We start from the raw sequence: 21,160 nt of genomic DNA, 5'->3' as shown, positions 1-21,160 counted from the left end.
TTACCTCCCTAAACTCTAACACCCTGAACATTTACAGTAATACTAGAAACCTTAATACCTGTATAGTTTTCTACATTATATTTTATCTTTTGTATTATGTTATTGGCTATTACTGAAATTTTTGTTCCATATTCTACTATTATGAACAATTCTATATTTAATTTGTTATCCTCATTCTTGTGTATTTTAACTCCCTTGTTAAAACTTCCACCTTTTATTAATTCCCAAAAACCATCTGTAGCATTTTTAGAAGCCATACCTACTACTCCATAACATTCCATAGTAGACACTCCTACAATATTTGCAACTACATCTTCCGCATAATCTATATATCCATATTCGTTGGTTATATTCCCTATCATTAAAGAAACCTCCTTAATATCATATCATATAGTTTATTTTATATTAAATAAAAGATTTATTCAAGGAAATATATTATTATTTATGTTTTTTTTAGTATATTACTAATTATTTTGCTTGCATAATATATATATTCTGTGTTAAAATTATTAATGTTTGAATTGAGAAGTTTAACTTCACAATTTTAGGGAGGTGTTTTGAATGTCAAGAAAGTGTGAAATATGCGGTAAAGGTGTTACTTTTGGTGTACAATATAGTCACTCACACCGTCAATCAAAAAGATCCTTTGCTCCTAACATAAAAAGAGTTAAGGCTATAGTTGATGGAACTCCAAAGAGAATTCATGTTTGTACTAGATGTCTTCGTTCTGGAAAAGTACAACGTGCCATATAAAATAAAAAATGCAGTTGTTTAACAATTGCATTTTTTATTTTATATTATTTTTTTTTTCTTATCCTCTTAATTATATTAGATAAAAACTTAGGTAACTTAATGGCTACTATTTTCATTTAAACACTCCTATATATTAATTTTACCTACACCTACCTAATATCCACCAACCTAGATATATAAGCCCAGCTCCTACAGCTAGAAGCCATCCCCATATAGGTAGTATAACTGCAGCTACAATTCCAATTCCGATAGATCCAAGCACAATTCCAAATTTCCTATTTCTTCTTCTTCCCATAGAAGCCCCCCCTTTATATGTTATATACTATAATATGTTAATGATATCAAAAAAGTGACAAAGCAAAAGCCTTAGTCACTTTAAAGTCTTTTGCTTAAAATCTTTATTAATATAAGGTTTTTAATCATTACTTATTATTATCATAAGAATTCCAGATTTAAAATCTATGTGTAAATCTTCTTTTGTAAATTCATTAGATGTAGTTAGTGTATCTCCCATTTTTAAATTGTAATCTTTTAAAGGAAACTTAGCATTTGTCAATGTTACACCCTTAACTACTTCACCATAAGCTTGAAGTGAAAAATATTTATTGCTATTAGACTTCAATATTAAACTTTTATTAGTTAACATTATTTTATTATTATTATCTCTCATATAAGCCCTAATATTATTTTCAAGACATATACCAAGCAATCCTAAATTTCCCAGTACGTGATCTACCCTATTGCCTGTACATCCTAATAAAACAACTTCTGTAGCCTTAAGTTCTATGGCTTTTTCAACTGCTAAACATCCGTCTGTAAAATCTTTGTCTTTAGGGAAATCTTCTACAATTACATTCTTATTTTTAAAATAATTTAATACTGATTTATCTATAGAATCAAAATCCCCCATAATATAGTCGGGAATTATATGATACTTATATAAGCAATTGGCACCACTATCAGCACATACAATATATTTTGAATTTTTTATCTCTTCTTTTAAAATAGATTCAGAAGGTTCATCTCCTCCACCTATTACAACTATTTTCATATTAAAATGCCTCTTTTAAAAGTTTTATATTCTTTTCTACTTCTCCATTTTTAAATACAGAGGAACCTGCTACTATTACATTAGCTCCTGCATCTACTACTTCTTTAATATTCTCTTTATTTATTCCTCCATCTACCTCAATAAGTAAATTTGGATTATATTTTTCACTTAATGCTTTTACTTCTTTAATCTTATCTAAAGAATAATTTATGTACTTTTGACCTCCGAATCCAGGATTTACAGACATTATAAGTACCATATCAAGACTACTTATCAAGTCTTTTATTAGGCTTACAGGTGTACCTGGATTTAAAGCTATAGCAGCCTTAACTCCTAAACTTTTTATATAATTTATGGTCCTATCTACATGTCTGTCTGATTCATAATGCACTGTTATAATATCTGCACCAGCTTTTGCAAATTGTTCTACATATCTTCCTGGTTCTTCTATCATAAGATGTACATCAAAAGGCATATTAGTTAATCCTCTTATACTTTTCATAACTGGTACACCAAAAGAAATATTAGGAACAAACATACCATCCATTACATCTATATGAACCACATCTGCTCCAAACTTTTCTATAGTTTTTATATCTTCCCCTAATCTAGAAAAATCCGCGGAAAGTATTGAAGGTGCTATTCTTACCATTTTTTATTCCCCCTAATCATAGTTTCTTCTAAAGTTTTTATATAAAATTTATATCTTTCCTCATGTATTATACCATGTTCTACTGCCTCTTTGATAGCACAAGAAGGTTCTTTATGATGAACACAAGATATATATTTACAATTACCTATAAACTCTTTAAATTCAGGCATACAATATTGTAATTCATCCTTTTGTATAAAATTTATATTTAGTGAGGAAAATCCGGGAGTATCCACTATTAATCCTTCATCTGCATATATAAGCTCGCTATGACGAGTTGTATGTTTACCTCTTTTTAGCTTTTCACTTATGTCCCCTGTAGCCATAGTTTCCTTGCCTGTAATTTTATTTAATATAGTAGACTTTCCTACACCTGAAGGACCACAAAGTACAGTAATATTTCCTTTTATCTTTTCTTTTATTTTATCTATACCTAATCCTTCTTTTGCATTTAAAAATATTATATCATAATTAGCTTTTTCTATTATATCTGTTACTTTTTTATAATCCTTTTCATCTACTAAATCAACTTTATTAAAACAAACTATAGCCCTTAAATTATTATATTCACATAATATTAAGAACTTATTTAATAAATCTATATTTATATTAGGATTTTTAAGGGAAAAAACCACCAACGCCTGAGTAACATTAGCTACTGCTGGTCTTATAAGTTCTGTTTTTCTCTTATATATGTTATCTATAATTCCTTTATTATTTTCTACAGTAATATCTACATTATCACCAATCATAGGGGTAAGTTCAGTGTGCCTGAACTTACCCCTTGCTTTACACTCTATTATTTCATCTGAATCATTTATTTTAACGTAATAAAATCCACCTATACCCTTAATTATAGTTCCTTTCATAATACCTCCATGTTTTAACTTTAATATTATTAATATTTATTCCTCTTTTGGAGCTGGTGACTCTGGTTGTGGCTTTTGCTCTGGTTTTGGTTCTGGTTTTGGTTCTGGCTTTGGTTCTGGCTTTGGTTCTGGCTTAACTTCTGGCTTTTTCTCTGGTTCTTTCTCTGGTTTAACTTGAGGTTTCTGTTCCTGTTTTTGTTCTGGTTGCTTATATTTATAGTAAGTTAAACTTACAGAAGTTCCTTGTTTAACACTTTCTGATGCTCCTATACTTTGAGATGCAACTTTTCCATCTTGAGATTGATCCTCTGTATAAATAATTTTAGATCCTCCTACAGATAAGCCTGCATTTGATAAAGCTCCTTGAGCTTCTCCTAAAGCTCTTCCTACTACATTTGGAACTTTTACATATTTAACCTCAGGACCCTTACTTATAACTAATTTTATTTCTGATCCTTCCTTTACTTCTGAATCTGGATCTGGTGTTTGACTTATAACATTTCCTCTTGCTACATAGTCATTATACTGATAATCTATATTTACTAATTTTAATTTACTATCAGATATTATTTTTTTAGCCGTTTCTAAATCCATACTTTTTAAATTTGGAACTGTTAGAATATTTCCTCCACTTATACTAACCCTAACTTCAGAATTAACCTTAACTTTAGTTCCAATCGGTGGATAACATTCTATAATTGTACCTTCTTCTTTATCACTTTTCACCTTTTGAGCAACAGTTAATTTTAACTTTTTATCCTTTAACACTTTTTCCGCTTGTTCTTTAGACATTCCTACAATATTAGGTACGGCAACTTCTGATCCCCCTAGTTTTCCATGGGCCAAGAATGCAGAAACAGCTCCTATAACCACAATAAGTACAGCTATTGCTCCGCCTATTAACCTTTTGTTTATTTTTCTACCAGAAGACTTTTTATTTAAGAGGCCCACATTTTTCTCATCATCTTCTTCATAATCATCACCTTCATCATCTTCTTCATCATCTTCATTTTCATTATATAAACTTTCTTTTAATTTATCATTTATTATAGCAGTATCCATAACCCTTGTCATATCATTTTCTGATAAATTGTCATCAGTTGATATATCTTCATTGTTTTGTATTTTCAATAAATCTTCTAATAAATCTTTTATACTTTGATATCTCTTTATAGGTTGTTTTTCTAAACACTTTAATACTACTTTATTTAAACTTTCAGGAATATCCTTATTTATTTTATTAGGTGGAATTACAGATTCCTGTATGTGTTTTAATGCAACAGACACTGGACTCTCTGCGTCAAAAGGAACTTTTCCTGTAATCATTTCATACATTACAATTCCTAAAGAATATATATCCGTTCTTGCATCCACTACACTACCCTTTGCCTGCTCTGGTGAAAAGTAATGCGCAGATCCCATAACCTTACTTGAGTTTGTTATAGTAGCAGAATTAGAAGCTTTAGCTATACCAAAGTCTGTAACCTTTATTACTCCTTCATCTGTAACTAGTATATTATGAGGTTTTATGTCCCTATGTATAATGTTATTTTTATGGGCACAGGATAGTGCATTAGCTATTTGAATAGATATTCTTACTGTTTCCTTAGCACCTAACTTACCTTTTTCATTAATTAATTCTTTTAAAGTTTTTCCCTTTACATATTCCATTACTATATAGTGTATATTGTTTTCAGACCCTACATCATATATATTTACAATATTATTATCTAATAAACTAGCTACTGAAGTAGCTTCCACAGTAAACTTTCTTACAAAATCCTTATCATTTGAAAATTGTTTTTTCAATATTTTAATTGCAACAAAACGATTTAGAGAATGACACTTAGCCTTATAAACTACGGCCATGCCTCCTTCTCCTACTTTTTCTAATAACTCGTACCTATTACCCAACATGGTTCCTATCATACTCACACTCTCCTTCAAACAAGATAACGGATATATTATCTTTTCCTCCCTTTAATTTGCTAAGATCTACAAGTTGTCTGCAAGCAGCTTCATTATTTTGTTTATTTTTTGTTATTATATCATACATTTCATTCTCATTTACATAGTTAGTTAATCCATCTGTACACAAGATTATTTTATAGACTTTATCCATATTAACCCTAAAGGTATCCACATTTACCGATACATTAGTTCCTAAGGCTCTAGTGATAACATTTTTATTAGGGTGAGTGTTTGCTTCCTCCTTAGTAATAGTTCCTTCATCTATTAACTGTTGCACATAGGAATGATCTTTAGTAATTTTGAATACTCCATTATTTTTTAATATGTAGCAACTACTATCTCCAACATTGGCTACTATTAAATCTTCTCCATCATCTACTATACAAGCAGTAATAGTAGTACCCATACCTAGCATTTTTTTGTGATCTTTAGCTGTTTTATAAATTCTAGAATTTGCAAATTCAATACCTTCTACCAATAGCTTTTCAAGATTTTCACACTGAGGATTAGCTTTTACATAATCTATAGTAGACTCTACAGCCATTTTACTGGCCACTTCTCCTGCATTATGTCCTCCCATACCATCTGCTACTATATATAATTTAATTTTATTTCCTTGAAAATGTCCTACATAGTCTTCATTTATTTTTCTTACATTACCTATATCAGATAGCATCCCCAACATAGTTTCACACCCCTTTTGTTTTATTGTGAAATATAACTTCTTCTAAGCTGTCCACAGGCTGCATTTATATCTGAACCCATTTCTCTTCTTATAGTAGTTTCTATGCCCCTTTCTTTTAGCATATTACTAAATACTTCAATATTTTTTAATGAGGATTTTTTGTAATTATTCTCCTTTATTTCATTTACGGGAATTAAATTGATATGACATAAAAGTCCATTTAATAAATTACTTAGTTTATTCGCACATTCTAATGTGTCATTTTTACCACTTACTAGGGCATATTCAAAGGTTACTCTTCTATTAGTTTTATCAATATAATACTTACAAATTTCTATAAGTTCTTTTATAGAATATTTATTAGCTATAGGCATCATTTCTTTTCTTAAGTTATCATAAGGTGCATGGAGTGATATGGCTAAAGTTATATTTAAATTAGTATCCGCTAACTCCTTTATTTTTGGTACTATACCACAAGTTGATAATGTTATATGTCTTTGTCCTACATTTAATGTATATTCAGCTGTTACTAACTTTAAAAACTTAACTACATTATCATAATTATCTAAAGGCTCTCCACTTCCCATTAAAACTATATTAGAAATTCTTTCACCTATTTCCTTTTGTGCTGCTAATACTTGTGCTATTATTTCCCCCGCAGTTAAATTTCTTATAACTCCCTCTAAAGTAGACGCACAAAATTTACAGCCCATTCTACAACCCACTTGAGTAGATACACAAATAGAGTTTCCATGTTTATATTTCATTACTACAGATTCTATTACATTTCCGTCTTTATATTCAAACAAGAATTTATAAGTATTTTTATCTTGTGACTCTAATTTCTTAACTATTTTAGGAATTCCTATATAAAATTCTTGTGAAAGCTTTTCCTTGGTAGATTTGGGTAAATTCTTCATTTCATTGAAATCCCATACAAAACTATTATATATCCAATTAAATACTTGTTTGGCTCTAAATCCACTTTCTTTATTTTTAACTATACATTCTTTTAATTCCTCTAATGAAAAATCTAATATATTTTTCATAATAATATACACCTACTAACATTTTCTCAATTTAGCTATAAAAAATCCATCCATATTTTTATTTGGTAATATAGTTACAAACCCTTCCTTATGATAAACTATATTTTCTACACTTCCAAAATATAAAGGTTCCACTTTAAACTCTTTATGCTTTTGTAAAAAACTTAATACATTTTTCTCATTTTCTTCTTTATTTATAGTACAAGTAGAATATAACATTATTCCATCTTTTTTTAAATAAAGACAGGCATTTTCCATTATATTTTTTTGAATTTTTATTATATTTTTTATATCTTTAGTATTTTTAGTCCATTTTATCTCTGGCTTTTTTCTTATTATTCCAAGTCCAGAACAAGGAACATCTATTAAAACTCTATCTAATTCCTCTTTAAAATTTTTATCATAGACTGTAGCATCTTTAACTTTAGTTTCTATAATACTAATTCCTAATCGTTGAGCATTTTGTTTTATTAAAGTTAATTTATTTTCATGCACATCACAGGCATAAATTTTGCCTTTATTGTTCATTACTTCTGCCATATGAGTTGTTTTACCACCTGGTGCACTACAAAGATCTATAACTTTCATGCCCTCTTTAAGTTCCATAGATGGTGCAACAAGCATAGCACTTTCATCTTGTACAGTAATATCACCTTTTACAAATAGGGGGTTGTTTTCTATATTTTTACCTTTTAATATTTTTATGGCCTCTGGGCATATAACCCCTTCTTGTATATTATACCCATATTGATGTAAAAATTCCCATATGTTTTCATAATCCTCTTTTAAATTATTCACCCTTACAGTTAAATCTGGAGTTTCGTTTAATCCTTGTAGTATTTTTTCTGCTAGTTCTTCTCCATACTGATTTATAAACATTTTTGTTATCCAATTTGGATAAGAATATTTAAATTTTAAATATTCTATTTTGTTTTCTTCATCATAATATTTCTTATTTTCATCAGTTCTTATATAATTTCTAAGCACTCCATTTACCAATTTAGAATGCTTTATAGAAATAGATTTTGCTATATTAACAGCCTCATTTACTGCTGCAAATTCCGGTATTTTATCTAAATATCTTAATTGATATATGCTCATTCTTAATATATTTGAAATACTCTTATCCATTTTATTTATATTATTTCTAACATAACTTTGTATTATAGTATCTAATGTTAGTTTATATTTTAAAGTTCCATAAACTATTTCTGTAACTAAAGCCTTATCTTTACTATCCAAATTAGATTTATTAAGCTCTTGTCCTAGTACTATATTAGAATAAGCCTTATTATATATTACAGAATTTAGTATGTCCACTGCTACTTTTCTAGGTGTTTTCATTATATCTTAACCTTCCCTTAATCATTATTTCTGCTTAAAATTATAAGTCTTAAAAGTTGTGATATAGCTGTCATAGCTGCTGCTACATAGGTCATTGCTGCTGCCTGTAATACTTTTTTAGCCCCATTTACTTCATTTTCATAAAGTATACCTTGATTTTTTAAAAGCATTAAAGCTCTACTAGAAGCATTAAATTCTACTGGTAGAGTTATTAGTTGAAATAATACTACCGCAGTAAATAAAACAATTCCAAATCTAGTAAGGCTTGGGACTTGAAATAATATACCTATAAAAAACAAAATCCAAGAAGCACTAGAGCTAAAATTAACTACTGGTACTATAGAATTTCTTATCATAAGCGGAGAATAACTTTCCAAATGTTGTATAGCATGACCAGTTTCATGGGCTGCTACACCTATAGATGCTACAGACTTTCCATAATAAACTTCTTTAGATAATCTCATAACTCTTCTTGTAGGATCATAATGATCTGTAAGCTTTCCTCCTATAAGTTCTACAGGCACATTATAAAGTCCCTTAGAATCTAAAAGCATTCTAGCAACTTGTGCACCTGTATATCCATTCATAGTAGACATTCTAGAATATTTATCAAAAGAAGAGGAAACTTTAAATTGAGCCCAAACTGATATTAAAAGAGCAGGTATTAAAATAAGCATAGTGCTATCATAATAAAACATAATTATCCTCCTTACCTTACCATTTTAATTTTTAACCTAATAAAGTATTCTCTATTATATTGTGTCCTTTTATATATTCTGATACTTCCATAGGTTTTTTACCAGGAAATTGAATAACCTGAAGCAATAAAACTCCATTTTTAGTAGATACTTTTATTCCTTCCTTTGATACACCTATAATTGTGCCTGGAATTTCATCAGAATTTTCATTAATAATTTTAGTTTTATAAATTTTCATTAATTTATTTTCATATTGAGTATATGCAACAGGCCATGGATTTAAACCTCTAACTAAAAGATTTATATCCTCACTGTTTTTATTCCAATCAATTTTAGCCATAGCTTTATTAAGCATTGAAGCATACATACTTTTACTATCTTCTTGTTTTTGTCTTTTTATTAAATTATCCTTTAATCCCTTAATAGTTTCAACTAAAAGGTTTGCTCCATCCTCTTTTAGAATATCATGAAGATCACCTGCAGTCATATCCTCAGTTACATCTACATAACTTTTCAAAAGCATATCTCCTGTATCTAATCCCACATCCATAAACATAGTGGTATTTCCAGTTTGTTTTTCTCCATTTATTATAGCCCAATTTATTGGAGCTGCACCTCTATACTTAGGTAAAAGAGAAGCATGTAAATTTATACATCCTACCTTAGGTATATCTAATACTTCTTTTGAAAGTATTTGTCCGAAAGCTACTACTATTATAAAATCAGGTTTAATTTCTTTTAACTTTTTTATACATTCTTCATCATTCTTTAATTTTAAAGGTTGATAAACTGGTATGTTATTTTCCAAAGCTACTTCTTTTATAGGAGATATAGCTAGCTTTTTTCCTCTTCCTTTAGGTCTATCTGGTTGTGTAAATACTGCCTCTACATTAAATTCATCTATTAATATTTTTAAAGAAGGTACTGCAAACTCTGGAGTTCCCATGAAAACTATACTTACATCTTTCAAATTTACATCTCCCCTCTAATTTATTGCTTTATCTATAAACAAAATTCCTTCTAAGTGATCTATTTCATGACATAGTGCTCTTGCTAGAAGTTCTTCACCTTCTACCACTATTTCTTCTCCTTTTTCATTTAAAGCTTTAACCTTTACCTTATAAGGTCTTTCAACTTTCTTTTGTATACCAGGTACACTTAAGCAGCCCTCTACATCTGTATAAGCTCCTTCTTTTTCTATTATTTCTGGATTTATAAGTTTTAATATTCCTTCTCCTACATCTATAACTACAACTCTTTTTAAAATACCAACTTGTGGAGCTGCAAGTCCTACTCCATCAGCTTCATACATAGTTTCTACCATATCATCTATTAAAGTTAATATTCTTTCATCAATCTTTTCTACTTTTCTACTTTTTTTTCTTAATAATCCGTCTCCATTTTCTCTTATATTTCTTAAAGCCATAATTATTCCCTCCATTTAAATTATAATAAGCTACTAGGATTTATATCTAAACTTACCCTTATATCATTATAAACAGGTTCTAACAAAGTATAAACCACTTTTTTTATTTTTTTTGCTAAATTATTATCTATACTTCCCTTAATAACTATTTGCCACCTATACATTTCCTTTATTTTTGACAACGGGCAGGGACATGGACCTAGTATATTTAAATTATCATATTTTGATAAATTTTTCTCTAAAATTATCCCAACATTTTGTATATTTTTTATTAATTTGTGTTCATATTTACTACTTAAATTTATAAGTAATATTTTTGAAAATGGTGGATAATTCATATTCTCTCTTACCGTTATTTCTTTATTATAAAAGCCTTCATAATCTCCATTTGCTGCAGAAATTATACTGTCATTATCTGGATTATAAGTTTGAACTATAACTTTTCCTTCTTTATTACCCCTTCCAGCTCTTCCTGATACTTGAGTTATAAGCTGAAATGTCCTCTCTTCTGCTCTATAATCTGGTAAATTTAAAGATATATCTGCTGCTATAATTCCTACTAAAGTTACATTAGGAAAATCTAATCCTTTAGCTATCATTTGAGTTCCTACTAAAATATCTGCTCTACCTTCTTTAAAAATCCTGTATATATTCTCGTAAGAATCTTTAGCTCTTGTAGTATCTAAATCCATTCTTAATACTCTTGCTTCACTAAAATATTTTTTTATTTCTTCTTCTACTTTTTCTGTACCTACTCCAAAATATTTCACATATTTACTACCACAATTAGGACATTTGTGAGGAACTTTTGCCCTACTACCACAATAATGACATTTTAAAAATCTATCACTACTGTGATAAGTTAAAGATATATCACAATTATTGCACTTAAATACATAACCACATTGCCTACAAGATACAAAAGTAGAAAATCCTCTCCTATTCAAAAACAAAATCACCTGTTCTTTTTTAGAAAGACTTTCTTTTATACTTTGATACAAATCATTACTAAATATGGATTTATTACCCTTTATTAATTCTTCTCTCATATCTACTATTTTAACATTAGGCATAGATGCTCCATCTATTCTTTTATCCATATTTATTAAATTTATCATGTTATTCTTAGAGAAATAATATGTATCTAAAGAAGGTGTTGCTGACCCTAATATTAGCTTGCAATTTTCATTAAAACATCTCATATAAGCAATTTCCTTAGCATTATATTTAGGATTACTATCAGATTTATAACTAGTTTCATGTTCTTCATCTATAACTATAAGCCCTAAATTATTAAAAGGCAAAAATACTGCGGATCTTGCTCCTATAGCTACCTTTACTTCTTTATTTTTAATTCTTCTCCATTCGTCAAATCTTTCTCCATCAGATAATTTACTATGAAATACACTTATATCTTTTCCAAACCTTCCTTTAAATCTTTCTACCATTTGTGGGGTTAAAGATATTTCAGGTACTAATATAATAGAATCTTTTCCTTTTCTTATCATATGCTTTACAAGATGCATATAAATTTCTGTTTTTCCACTACCAGTAACTCCATGAATTAAAGAAACCTTATTCTTAGAATTTAATATTTTATATAAAGCTAAACTTTGATCCGAATTCAATATTTTTTCTTCATAATCTTTATAATTTTTATTGTTATACCTATTTACTACCAATGGTTTCTGAAGTAAAAATCCATGTTTTATTAAAGTATTTATAGAGGATAGGGAAAAGTTAAACTTATTACTCAAAGAATTTTTATTATAAACTCCATTATTTTCTCTTACACAATTATAAATTTTCATGTAATTTTCTTTTTTATACTTATCCTTTAATGGCTGACCCTTAAATATAAAATTCTCTATTTTAGTTTTTGTACCCTTATTAATTCCCGGCGGTATCATAACCTTTATACATTCTAAATATGTACAAAGATATTTTTTTTTCATTTCCATTATAAGTTTTATATCATTTAATGTAAGGATTGGTTCTTCCTCACATAAACTTACAATAGATTTTACTTCTACCTTTTCTTCTATATCCTCATAAAGTTCTAAAATAAACCCATATATCTTTTTATTTCCTTTTCCAAAAGGCACCTTTACTCTATGACCTATTTTTATTTTATCTATTATTTTTTCTGGAATTGCGTAAGTAAATAATTTATCTAATTTTATAGAAGAGTTATTTACTACAATACCTGCATATTTAAACACTTTATCACCCTTTTAAGGAAAATATAATTTAATAACAAAAGAGGCCTTAACTTACTTAGGTTACTGCCCCTTTTGTATAATTATTACATTTTATTTAATATAACATCAAATAATTTATTTGCAATTTCTCTTTTAGTCATTTTTTCTAAAGCAATAACATTACCATCCTTTGATAAAATAGTAACTAAATTATCTTCTGAGGAAAATCCCGTATCCTTAGACAATATGTTATTCGCCACTATAAAATCTAAGTTTTTATTATGTAATTTAACCTTTGCATTTTCTAAAAGATCTTTACTCTCTGCAGCAAATCCTACTAATATTTGATTATTTTTTATAAGTCCTAATTCCTTTAATATATCCGTATCTTTAATAAGTTCTAAATTTAAATTTTCTCCTGCTTTCTTTATCTTATGATTACAGTACTCTTTAGGTTTATAGTCTGCAACAGCTGCAGATTTTATTACTATATGTTTATTATTAAAATTATCCTTTACGGCATTCAACATTTCTTCATTAGTTTTTACTCTTATAAGATTTACTCCTATAGGATCTTTTAGATTAGTAGGTCCTGATATTAAAGTCACGTTTGCTCCCCTATCTCTAGCCTCTTTTGCTATAGCATAACCCATCTTTCCTGAAGATCTATTAGTTATAAACCTTACTGGATCTATAGGAGCTATAGTAGGTCCTGCAGTAACTAATACATTTTTACCTATTAAGTCCTTTATAGGATAAAGCATACTATCCACCATTTCTACTATAGTTTCAGTATCCTCCATTTTTCCTTCTCCTACATCACCACAGGCAAGTTTTCCTGAGATGGGATTTATAAAGCTATAACCATGATATTCTAATTTTTTCATATTATCTTGTACTATAGGATTTCTATACATATTTGTATTCATAGCTGGAGCAAAAATTATGGGACACTTAGCTGCCATTATAGTAGTAGATAGCATATCATCTGCTATACCATTAGCAACTTTACCAATAATATTTGCCGTAGCTGGAGCTACTAATATTAAATCAGCTTTTTTAGCTAAAGATATATGTTGTATTTCAAAGGCCTTTGGTTCTTCAAACATATCTTTAACCACAAAATTTTGACTTAGACTCTGAAAAGGAAGTGGATTTATAAACTTTAATGCTGAACTTGTCATAATTACATTTACTTCATAGTTCTTCTTTTTTAATCTACTTACTATATCTAAAGTCTTATAACATGCAATACCTCCAGTTACTCCTATAACTACAGATTTTTTATTCATATTATTTTATTCCTTCTTTAAGTGTTTTGTAGCTTATTTTTCCCTCATTAATTTCATTTATAGCTAAAGTAACAGGCTTAGTAGAATCCATATCTACTAATGGTTCTTTCCCATCTATAATTTGTCTTGCTCTTTTTGATGTTATAACTATTAATGCGTATCTATTATCTACCTTTTCCATTAAATCTACTATTGATGGATTAATCATAGAACTGCTCATGAATAAATTCCTCCTTTGAAGCTAATATTGTATCTTTAATTCTATCTACTCTGCAGCTTTCTGCTACAATTATACCTTTTATTTTTTTTACTGCCTTTTCAACTTCATCATTTACTACAGCATAATTATATTTTGACACATAATTTATTTCTTTATAAGCAGATTTAAATCTTGTCATTAAAGATTCTGCTGTTTCACTACCTCTACCTATTATTCTTCTTTTAAGTTCTTCCATTGAAGGAGGCAATACAAATATAAACACACCTTCTGGATAAGTTTCTTTCACTTTTAAGGCACCTTGAATATCTATTTCTAATATTACATTATGCCCATTATTTATTTTTTCTAATACTTTAGATTTAGGAGTTCCGTATAAATTTCCATAAACCTCAGCATGCTCTAAAAAATCTCCTGATTCTATTTTTTCTTCAAAATCTTCTCTAGTCAAAAAGTAATAATTTATTCCATGCTCTTCACCTTGTCTCGGAGATCTCGTAGTAGCAGATACTGAAACCCATAATTTTTCTCGCATTATAAGTTCTTTACATATAGTTCCTTTACCAGCACCAGATGGTCCTGATATTACTATAAGTAGTCCCTTTTTAGCCATTATTCATCAACCTCATTTGCCATTTCTTCATCTTTTGATGATAATCTATGCGCCACTGTTTCCGGTTGTACCGCTGAAAGTATAACATGGTCACTATCTGTTATAATAACTGCTCTTGTTCTTCTTCCATAAGTTGCATCTATAAGCATTCCTCTATCTCTTGCTTCCTGAATTATTCTTTTTATAGGTGCTGACTCTGGGCTTACTATAGCTACCAATCTATTTGCTGATACTATATTTCCAAAACCTATATTTATTAATTTTATACCCATAAAAATCCTCCTAATATTTTATTCTATGTTTTGTACTTGTTCTCTAATTTTTTCTATTTCGTTTTTTATATTTAATATTAAGTTTACTGTTTCAAGATCTGTGGTTTTAGATGCTATAGTGTTAGCTTCTCTATTCATCTCTTGAACTATAAAATCGAGTTTTCTTCCTATTGGCTCTTGTAAATTTAAAGTTTCTTTTAGCTGATTTATATGACTATTAAGCCTTACTATTTCTTCATCTATAGAAGACTTATCTACAAATAAGGCAACTTCCATAGCAATTCTATTTTCATCAACTTCTGAGTTTTCTAAAAGTTCTCTTACTCTTTCATTAACCTTTTTATTATAATCTTTAACTACTAAAGGAAGCCTTTTCTCGATTTTCCCTACCATGACTTTTATATTTTCACATTTAGTGTTTATATCTTGGTAAAGCTTACTGCCCTCCCTTTCCCTCATATTTACCAAATCATTTACTGCTTCATTTAATGGATTATTTAACATATTCCATATTTCATCTAAATCTTCCTTTTTAGGCTTCATAGATATTACTTCAGGAAATCTAGCAATTAAAGATACTGACATATCATTTTTAACTTCATATCTCTTACTTATATTTTTGAGACATTTATGATAACTATCTGCTAAAGTTTCATTGAATATAAGTTCTACATCATCTTTATCATATGTATTAAAAGTTATGTATACATCTATTTTACCTCTATGAACTTTTGTACGAAGAATCTTTCTTATATGTTCTTCTAAAGGCATAAATGATTTAGGCATCTTGATATTTATATCACAATATCTGTGATTAACACTTCTTATTTCTACCGTAAAAACTTTATTTTGTTGTTCAATAGTGCCCCTACCAAACCCTGTCATACTTTTAATCATTATTTTCATCCTTCCACATACCCTCAGATATGATAATTATACATAAATTAAATAAACTTTACAACACAAGCCGTATTTTCTTAAACTTGCTTAGTTTTATTAAAAAAATTATATCATAAAATTAACCCTATAAACAAACTTTTATCACATTAATTTAAATTCTTTAAAATCACTATTAATAAGTAATATAATTATAAAGTCCTTCTTCAAAAATTCGTCTTATTTTATCTATATTATATTCTGATTTCTTTAGAGCTAGCATCAACTTTATTCTCGCCTTTTGTCCTGGTAGACAATCTCCAAATATAACTCCCATTTCTCTAAGTTTTTTTCCACCACCATAATAACCATAAGTATCTAATACTCTTCCTTCAAAACATCTTGAAACTACAACTACTGCTACTCCTTTATCTATAGCCCTTTTAACTCCATCTACCATTTGAGGTGGTATATTGCCTCTTCCCATGGCTTCTATAACTATACCTTTATCTCCTTTATCTATACAAAAGTCTATTAAACCTGAATTCATTCCAGAAACGCATTTTATTAGACTTACATTATTTTCTATTTTTTCAACTTCTATATGTTGTTTTTTTAATTTTTCTCTATAGAATATGACTTGATTATTATCCACTATACCTATAGGTCCAAATACAGGGCTTCTAAAAGCATTTAATGCTGTAGAATTAGATTTTGTAACCTCACTTGCACAATTTAGCTCATCATTTAAACAAACTAATACACCTTTTCCTATGGCCTCGTTAGATATAGCTGTGCAAATAGATGCAGATAAATTAGCTGGGCCATCATAACCTAATTCTGAACTACTTCTCATAGCTCCAGTAACTATTATAGGTTTATTAGATTTTATAGTTAAATCTAATAAGTAAGCAGTTTCTTCTAAAGAATCTGTTCCATGAGTTACTACTACCCCACATATGTCCTCTTTTTTTAATAACTTTTTTATATATTCTGATAAATTCATCATATCTTCAGGAGTTACATATGGACTTGGAACGTTAGAAAAGTCATGACATTCTATTTGCGCATACTTTTCTATACCTGTAACCATAGCCATTATTTCCTCACCTGAAAGGCTTGGCACCGCCGCCTTTATTCTTGGATCTACTTTCATAGATATAGTACCACCATTAAATACTACTGCAACTTTTTTCATACTACCTGTCCCCTTTATATTATTTTCTTATTTAAATATATCATTATTTTATTTATAGGTAAAATAAAATCCTATTAGGTTATCTAATAGGATTTTAGATTTATTACAATATAATACAAATTAATCCGCCATTACCTTCGTTTATAATTTTCTGCAGAGTTTTTTGAATCTTAATCTGTACATCTTCTGGCATTCTATATAATTTGTTTTGTAACCCTTCCTTAACTAAAACCTCTAAAGATTTTCCAAACATATTACTTTGCCATATTTTCGAAGGATCATTCTCAAATTCTTCTAAAAGAGATTTTAACATTTCTTCACTTTCTTTTTCAGTGCCCATTATAGGTGACACTTCTGTTTCAATATCTGCCTTTATAAAGTGTAGAGATGGTGCACTAGCCTTTAATTTAACACCGTAGCGATTACCTTGTTTAACTATTTCAGGCTCCTCTAATTTCATTTCGGTAAGTTGAGGTGCCACAAGACCATATCCCGTTTCCTTTACATCCTCTAATGCCTTAGCAACCTTGTCATACTCTAACTTAGCCTTATGCATCTGTTCTACTATTTTTAATAAGTCATTTTCATTTGATATATCTTCACTGCATACTTCACCTATAATTTTGTAAAACAATCCCTCTTTAGGCATTAGTTTTACCTTGGCAGTACCTTCCCCCATATTCATTTCATCCAAATCACAGTTTTCTAAAAATTCATATTCATCCATTCCATCTACAATACCTTTTATATCCCTTACTTTATATATATCCTTTGCTATATCTTTTACTACATTTAGAAAATCTGTCTTTAACCAATGTTCTCTTTTTAGTTGTTCTATCCAAGTTGGCATAAAAATATTTATTTCCTTTATAGGGAACTCTTTAAGTACTCTATGAAATACATCAGTTATGTCTTCTTCCTTCATATTAATTACATCCATAATTTGTACAGGTACATCATATTTTTCTTCTAAATTCTTTTTTAATTCTATGGTTTCTGGTGCATAAGGATGAGCTGAATTTAAAACTATTATAAAAGGCTTATTTATAGATTTTAACTCACCTACAACCCTTTCCTCTACCTTTACATATTCTTGTCTATCAATATCTGTAATGGAGCCATCTGTAGTAATCAAAAGTCCTATAGTAGAATGCTCATTTATAACTTTTTTAGTTCCTATCTCTGCAGCTTCTTCGAAAGGTATTTCATAATCATACCATGGAGTTGTAACCATTTTAGGTTTACCTTCGTCCTCCATATATCCCAAAGCTTGTTGTACAATATAACCTACACAATCTACCATTCTTACTTTAAATTTAATATCCTCTCCTAAATTTACTTCTATGGCTTCGTTTGGAACAAATTTAGGTTCTGTAGTATGGATAGACTTTCCTGAAGAGCTTTGTGGAAGCTCATCTTTTGCCCTTTGTTTCTTATAGGAGTTCTCTATCTTAGGTATGACCATAATCTCCATAAATTTTTTTATAAAAGTAGATTTTCCTGTTCTAACAGGACCTACTACGCCGACATAAATGTCTCCTTGGGTTCTTTCTGCTATATCTTTATATATATCAAAGTTATCCAAAGTATACCCCCCAGCTATATAATATTAACAATATATATATATTTAGTGGGTATAAAAATTATTACTAAATATTTACTTAATAAAATTAATTAATATATTTCACTTTTTTTGTCTCTTGTCATTAGCTCATATACTCCATATTTAGGATCTTTACCTTGAAATAACACCTTATATAATATATCTGTTATAGGCATTTCCACATTTAGTCTTTCCTTTAAATTATAAAAAGCTCTACAAGCCTTTATACCTTCTACTACCATACCTATTTCATCTATAACCTTTTCTGTAGAATGTCCTTTACCTATAAGTATACCTGCTCTTCTATTTCTACTATGCATACTAGTACAAGTAACAATTAAATCTCCCATACCTGTAAGTCCTGAAAAAGTTTCATTTTTGCCACCTAATTTTATACCTATTCTCTTAATTTCACTCATACCTCTTGTCATAAGTGCAGCTTTAGTATTATCTCCATAACCTATACCATCGGATACACCAGCTGCAAGAGCTATAATATTTTTTACAGCTCCTCCTATTTCCACACCTAGTAAATCCCCATTAGTATATACTCTAAATTTATTGGTCATAAATAAATCTTGGACCTTTTGTGCGCATTTCATATCTTTAGAAGAAACTACTACGGTAGTTGGAATATCTAAAGCTACTTCTTCTGCATGACTAGGCCCTGAAAGTACTACTACTTTATTTAATGGAAGCTCTTCTTGTATAACTTCAGATAATATTTTTCCTGTATCTTCTTCAATACCTTTTGCTATATTAATTATTACCTGATTCTCTCTTATGAAAGGTTTTATGTCCTTACAAATCTTTCTTATTACATGAGATGGTACTGCTAAAACTATAAAATCACAATTTTCTATGGACTTATTCATATCAGTATAAGCAGTTATTCCTGACGGAATAACTACTTTAGGTAAATATTTTATGTTTTCTCTTTTTACATTTATATCTTCTACAATTTCATGTTTTCTTGCCCATATATTAACATTTAATCCTTTTTTGGAAAGCATTATAGCTAATGAAGTTCCAAAACTTCCTGCTCCTATGAAGGCTACACATGAACTCATTTTATTCCTTCCTTTCCCTAAACTCTAATTTTATACCTGTTCCCGTAAAATCAAAATTTTGTCTTAATTGATTTTCTAAATATCTTCTATAAGAAAAATGCACACAAGCTGGATCATTTACAAAAAATATAAAAGTTGGTGGTTTAACTCCTATTTGAGTTACATAATATACTTTTAATCTCTTAGTACCTATTATAGGTGGTTCTGTCATCATTATAGCATTGCTTACTACATCATTTAAAACCCCTGTTTTTACTCTCTTTGTATAATTATCATAACATTCTTTAGCTAAACTTAAAACTTTATGAACTCTTTGACCTGTTCTAGCTGAAATAAATAAATATTTAGCATAAGGCATAAAAGAAAGATTAAAACCTAAGTCCTTTTTAAACTCACTCATGGTCTTATCATCTTTTTCTATAAGATCCCATTTATTTACTATGACTAATATTGCTTTATTTAAATCATGAGCATATCCTATTATTTTTTCATCTTGCTCGGAAATCCCTTCTGTAGCATCTATCATTAATATACATATATCCGCTCTCTCGATAGACGCATAGGTTCTTATTACACTATATCTTTCAATTTCTTCTTTTACTTTGCTTTTTCTTCTAAGACCTGCTGTATCTATAAGAACAAATTTTCCTTCATCTGTGTCTAAATAGCTGTCTATAGAATCTCTTGTAGTTCCTGGAATATCACTTACTATAACCCTATTCTCCCCTAATAACTTATTTATAAGAGAAGATTTTCCTACATTTGGTTTACCTACAAAAGCAATATTTATTCTTTCTTCTTTCTCTAATGCATCCTTATCATCTTTAAAATATTCTACAACTCTATCTAACATATCACCAAGTCCTAAAGCTTGAGATGCTGATATAGTTATAGGATCTCCTATTCCTAAATTATAAAATTCATAAGCATTATCTTCTTCTTTTACTCTGTCTACTTTATTTACCACTAAAACCACAGGTTTTTTGCTTTTTCTAAGCATTTGAGCTACTTCTCTATCTGCTGGTGTTATACCTTCCTTCCCATCTACTAAAAATATAATTACTGTAGCCATTTCTATAGCCATTTTGGCTTGCCTTCTCATCTGAGATAATATTATATCATCACTTTTAGGCTCTATACCACCAGTATCTATTATAGTAAAATTATACTTTAACCACTCTGCCTCCGCATAAATTCTATCTCTTGTAACTCCTGGAGTATCCTGTACTATTGAAATCCTCTTTCCTGCTAATTTATTAAACAATGTTGATTTTCCTACATTAGGTCTTCCCACTATTGCAACTACTGGTTTTCCCATTT

24 protein-coding genes are annotated in these 21,160 nt (G+C 29.0%); 1 reads left to right on the top strand and 23 read right to left on the bottom strand.

The features are described from left to right. Positions 1–8: 8 nt before the first annotated feature. Entirely contained in the window at positions 9–362 is a 354-nt protein-coding gene (locus tag BN1711_RS05265) for an Asp23/Gls24 family envelope stress response protein (protein ID WP_050607133.1), read from the bottom strand. 199 nt (positions 363–561) lie between these two features. On the opposite strand from BN1711_RS05265, the gene rpmB reads away from it, so the two are divergent. After that, entirely contained in the window at positions 562–753 is a 192-nt protein-coding gene (gene rpmB, locus BN1711_RS05260; protein ID WP_050607132.1) for a 50S ribosomal protein L28, read from the top strand. A 44-nt stretch (positions 754–797) separates the two neighbouring features. On the opposite strand, the gene spoVM is transcribed toward rpmB, so the two are convergent. The 22 genes from spoVM to der all read right to left on the bottom strand — a co-directional run bounded on the left by spoVM (position 798) and on the right by der (position 21,158). Beyond that, positions 798–869 (bottom strand): stage V sporulation protein SpoVM, encoded by a 72-nt coding sequence (gene spoVM / locus BN1711_RS12930; RefSeq protein ID WP_129582174.1) that lies wholly within the window; start codon positions 867–869, stop codon positions 798–800. A gap of 23 nt (positions 870–892) precedes the next feature. Further along, the gene (locus tag BN1711_RS12525) at positions 893–1,048 is read right to left on the bottom strand and encodes a hypothetical protein (RefSeq protein ID WP_163248323.1); all 156 of its coding nucleotides are present in this window, start codon (positions 1,046–1,048) and stop codon (positions 893–895) included. A 120-nt stretch (positions 1,049–1,168) separates the two neighbouring features. Continuing rightward, positions 1,169–1,804, bottom strand: coding sequence for a thiamine diphosphokinase (locus BN1711_RS05255; RefSeq protein WP_050607131.1), 636 nt, complete (start codon positions 1,802–1,804; stop codon positions 1,169–1,171). A gap of 1 nt (position 1,805) precedes the next feature. Next, the gene (gene rpe, locus BN1711_RS05250; RefSeq protein WP_050607130.1) at positions 1,806–2,456 is read right to left on the bottom strand and encodes a ribulose-phosphate 3-epimerase; all 651 of its coding nucleotides are present in this window, start codon (positions 2,454–2,456) and stop codon (positions 1,806–1,808) included. Continuing rightward, a complete protein-coding gene (rsgA, locus tag BN1711_RS05245) occupies positions 2,450–3,325 on the bottom strand; it encodes a ribosome small subunit-dependent GTPase A (RefSeq protein WP_050607129.1) in 876 nt (291 codons plus the stop codon). The genes rpe and rsgA overlap by 7 nt, the downstream gene beginning before the upstream one ends. A 36-nt stretch (positions 3,326–3,361) precedes the next feature. Further along, positions 3,362–5,254: a Stk1 family PASTA domain-containing Ser/Thr kinase gene (gene pknB / locus BN1711_RS05240; RefSeq protein ID WP_050607128.1), complete on the bottom strand. Its 1,893-nt coding sequence runs from the start codon at positions 5,252–5,254 to the stop codon at positions 3,362–3,364. Further along, positions 5,232–5,981 (bottom strand): Stp1/IreP family PP2C-type Ser/Thr phosphatase, encoded by a 750-nt coding sequence (locus tag BN1711_RS05235; RefSeq protein ID WP_050607127.1) that lies wholly within the window; start codon positions 5,979–5,981, stop codon positions 5,232–5,234. The genes pknB and BN1711_RS05235 overlap by 23 nt, the downstream gene beginning before the upstream one ends. 20 nt (positions 5,982–6,001) lie before the next feature. Beyond that, positions 6,002–7,030: a dual-specificity RNA methyltransferase RlmN gene (rlmN, locus tag BN1711_RS05230; protein ID WP_050607126.1), complete on the bottom strand. Its 1,029-nt coding sequence runs from the start codon at positions 7,028–7,030 to the stop codon at positions 6,002–6,004. A gap of 15 nt (positions 7,031–7,045) precedes the next feature. Continuing rightward, a complete protein-coding gene (gene rsmB, locus BN1711_RS05225) occupies positions 7,046–8,374 on the bottom strand; it encodes a 16S rRNA (cytosine(967)-C(5))-methyltransferase RsmB (protein ID WP_050607125.1) in 1,329 nt (442 codons plus the stop codon). Positions 8,375–8,391: 17 nt separating this feature from the next. Then, positions 8,392–9,072 carry a zinc metallopeptidase gene (locus BN1711_RS05220; RefSeq protein ID WP_050607124.1) on the bottom strand — a complete coding sequence of 227 codons (681 nt, stop codon included), beginning with the start codon at positions 9,070–9,072 and terminating at the stop codon, positions 8,392–8,394. 31 nt (positions 9,073–9,103) lie between these two features. Then, positions 9,104–10,018 carry a methionyl-tRNA formyltransferase gene (fmt, locus tag BN1711_RS05215; protein ID WP_050608442.1) on the bottom strand — a complete coding sequence of 305 codons (915 nt, stop codon included), beginning with the start codon at positions 10,016–10,018 and terminating at the stop codon, positions 9,104–9,106. 39 nt (positions 10,019–10,057) lie between these two features. Next, positions 10,058–10,498: a peptide deformylase gene (def, locus tag BN1711_RS05210; protein ID WP_050607123.1), complete on the bottom strand. Its 441-nt coding sequence runs from the start codon at positions 10,496–10,498 to the stop codon at positions 10,058–10,060. A 20-nt stretch (positions 10,499–10,518) separates the two neighbouring features. Beyond that, the gene (gene priA, locus BN1711_RS05205; RefSeq protein WP_050607122.1) at positions 10,519–12,720 is read right to left on the bottom strand and encodes a primosomal protein N'; all 2,202 of its coding nucleotides are present in this window, start codon (positions 12,718–12,720) and stop codon (positions 10,519–10,521) included. An 83-nt stretch (positions 12,721–12,803) separates the two neighbouring features. Further along, entirely contained in the window at positions 12,804–13,991 is a 1,188-nt protein-coding gene (gene coaBC, locus BN1711_RS05200; protein WP_050607121.1) for a bifunctional phosphopantothenoylcysteine decarboxylase/phosphopantothenate--cysteine ligase CoaBC, read from the bottom strand. A 1-nt stretch (position 13,992) separates the two neighbouring features. Next, positions 13,993–14,211: a DNA-directed RNA polymerase subunit omega gene (gene rpoZ / locus BN1711_RS05195; RefSeq protein WP_050607120.1), complete on the bottom strand. Its 219-nt coding sequence runs from the start codon at positions 14,209–14,211 to the stop codon at positions 13,993–13,995. Further along, the gene (gene gmk, locus BN1711_RS05190) at positions 14,192–14,821 is read right to left on the bottom strand and encodes a guanylate kinase (RefSeq protein ID WP_050607119.1); all 630 of its coding nucleotides are present in this window, start codon (positions 14,819–14,821) and stop codon (positions 14,192–14,194) included. Before gmk ends, rpoZ begins: the two co-directional genes overlap by 20 nt. After that, entirely contained in the window at positions 14,821–15,093 is a 273-nt protein-coding gene (gene remA, locus BN1711_RS05185) for an extracellular matrix/biofilm regulator RemA (protein WP_050607118.1), read from the bottom strand. Before remA ends, gmk begins: the two co-directional genes overlap by 1 nt. An 18-nt stretch (positions 15,094–15,111) precedes the next feature. Then, positions 15,112–15,990, bottom strand: coding sequence for a YicC/YloC family endoribonuclease (locus BN1711_RS05180; RefSeq protein WP_050607117.1), 879 nt, complete (start codon positions 15,988–15,990; stop codon positions 15,112–15,114). Positions 15,991–16,165: 175 nt separating this feature from the next. Continuing rightward, positions 16,166–17,167: an asparaginase gene (locus BN1711_RS05175; RefSeq protein WP_050607116.1), complete on the bottom strand. Its 1,002-nt coding sequence runs from the start codon at positions 17,165–17,167 to the stop codon at positions 16,166–16,168. A gap of 103 nt (positions 17,168–17,270) precedes the next feature. Beyond that, positions 17,271–18,752 carry a stage IV sporulation protein A gene (spoIVA, locus tag BN1711_RS05170; protein ID WP_050607115.1) on the bottom strand — a complete coding sequence of 494 codons (1,482 nt, stop codon included), beginning with the start codon at positions 18,750–18,752 and terminating at the stop codon, positions 17,271–17,273. Between the two features lie 89 nt (positions 18,753–18,841). Continuing rightward, positions 18,842–19,840: an NAD(P)H-dependent glycerol-3-phosphate dehydrogenase gene (locus tag BN1711_RS05165; protein ID WP_050607114.1), complete on the bottom strand. Its 999-nt coding sequence runs from the start codon at positions 19,838–19,840 to the stop codon at positions 18,842–18,844. Between the two features lies 1 nt (position 19,841). After that, entirely contained in the window at positions 19,842–21,158 is a 1,317-nt protein-coding gene (der, locus tag BN1711_RS05160; RefSeq protein WP_050607113.1) for a ribosome biogenesis GTPase Der, read from the bottom strand. Between the last annotated feature and the right edge of the window lie 2 nt (positions 21,159–21,160).

Origin of the sequence: Clostridium niameyense (assembly GCF_001243045.1) — a bacterium.
In the GTDB taxonomy this organism is placed as follows: Bacteria; Bacillota; Clostridia; order Clostridiales; family Clostridiaceae; genus Clostridium_F; species Clostridium_F niameyense.
The sequence above is the reverse complement of the archived record's forward strand: the minus strand, read 5'-3'. Positions and strand labels throughout refer to the sequence as shown.

Excerpts from the sequence above, each read along its gene's own strand:
- BN1711_RS05265 (WP_050607133.1), bottom strand. The coding sequence starts at position 362 with ATGATAGGGAATATAACCAACGAATATGGATATATAGATTATGCGGAA.
- rpmB (WP_050607132.1), top strand. The coding sequence starts at position 562 with ATGTCAAGAAAGTGTGAAATATGCGGTAAAGGTGTTACTTTTGGTGTA.
- BN1711_RS12525 (WP_163248323.1), bottom strand. The coding sequence starts at position 1,048 with ATGGGAAGAAGAAGAAATAGGAAATTTGGAATTGTGCTTGGATCTATC.
- BN1711_RS05255 (WP_050607131.1), bottom strand. The coding sequence starts at position 1,804 with ATGAAAATAGTTGTAATAGGTGGAGGAGATGAACCTTCTGAATCTATT.
- rpe (WP_050607130.1), bottom strand. The coding sequence starts at position 2,456 with ATGGTAAGAATAGCACCTTCAATACTTTCCGCGGATTTTTCTAGATTA.
- rsgA (WP_050607129.1), bottom strand. The coding sequence starts at position 3,325 with ATGAAAGGAACTATAATTAAGGGTATAGGTGGATTTTATTACGTTAAA.
- pknB (WP_050607128.1), bottom strand. The coding sequence starts at position 5,254 with ATGATAGGAACCATGTTGGGTAATAGGTACGAGTTATTAGAAAAAGTA.
- BN1711_RS05235 (WP_050607127.1), bottom strand. The coding sequence starts at position 5,981 with ATGTTGGGGATGCTATCTGATATAGGTAATGTAAGAAAAATAAATGAA.
- rlmN (WP_050607126.1), bottom strand. The coding sequence starts at position 7,030 with ATGAAAAATATATTAGATTTTTCATTAGAGGAATTAAAAGAATGTATA.
- rsmB (WP_050607125.1), bottom strand. The coding sequence starts at position 8,374 with ATGAAAACACCTAGAAAAGTAGCAGTGGACATACTAAATTCTGTAATA.
- BN1711_RS05220 (WP_050607124.1), bottom strand. The coding sequence starts at position 9,072 with ATGTTTTATTATGATAGCACTATGCTTATTTTAATACCTGCTCTTTTA.
- fmt (WP_050608442.1), bottom strand. The coding sequence starts at position 10,018 with ATGGGAACTCCAGAGTTTGCAGTACCTTCTTTAAAAATATTAATAGAT.
- def (WP_050607123.1), bottom strand. The coding sequence starts at position 10,498 with ATGGCTTTAAGAAATATAAGAGAAAATGGAGACGGATTATTAAGAAAA.
- coaBC (WP_050607121.1), bottom strand. The coding sequence starts at position 13,991 with ATGAATAAAAAATCTGTAGTTATAGGAGTAACTGGAGGTATTGCATGT.
- rpoZ (WP_050607120.1), bottom strand. The coding sequence starts at position 14,211 with ATGAGCAGTTCTATGATTAATCCATCAATAGTAGATTTAATGGAAAAG.
- gmk (WP_050607119.1), bottom strand. The coding sequence starts at position 14,821 with ATGGCTAAAAAGGGACTACTTATAGTAATATCAGGACCATCTGGTGCT.
- remA (WP_050607118.1), bottom strand. The coding sequence starts at position 15,093 with ATGGGTATAAAATTAATAAATATAGGTTTTGGAAATATAGTATCAGCA.
- BN1711_RS05180 (WP_050607117.1), bottom strand. The coding sequence starts at position 15,990 with ATGATTAAAAGTATGACAGGGTTTGGTAGGGGCACTATTGAACAACAA.
- BN1711_RS05175 (WP_050607116.1), bottom strand. The coding sequence starts at position 17,167 with ATGAAAAAAGTTGCAGTAGTATTTAATGGTGGTACTATATCTATGAAA.
- BN1711_RS05165 (WP_050607114.1), bottom strand. The coding sequence starts at position 19,840 with ATGAGTTCATGTGTAGCCTTCATAGGAGCAGGAAGTTTTGGAACTTCA.
- der (WP_050607113.1), bottom strand. The coding sequence starts at position 21,158 with ATGGGAAAACCAGTAGTTGCAATAGTGGGAAGACCTAATGTAGGAAAA.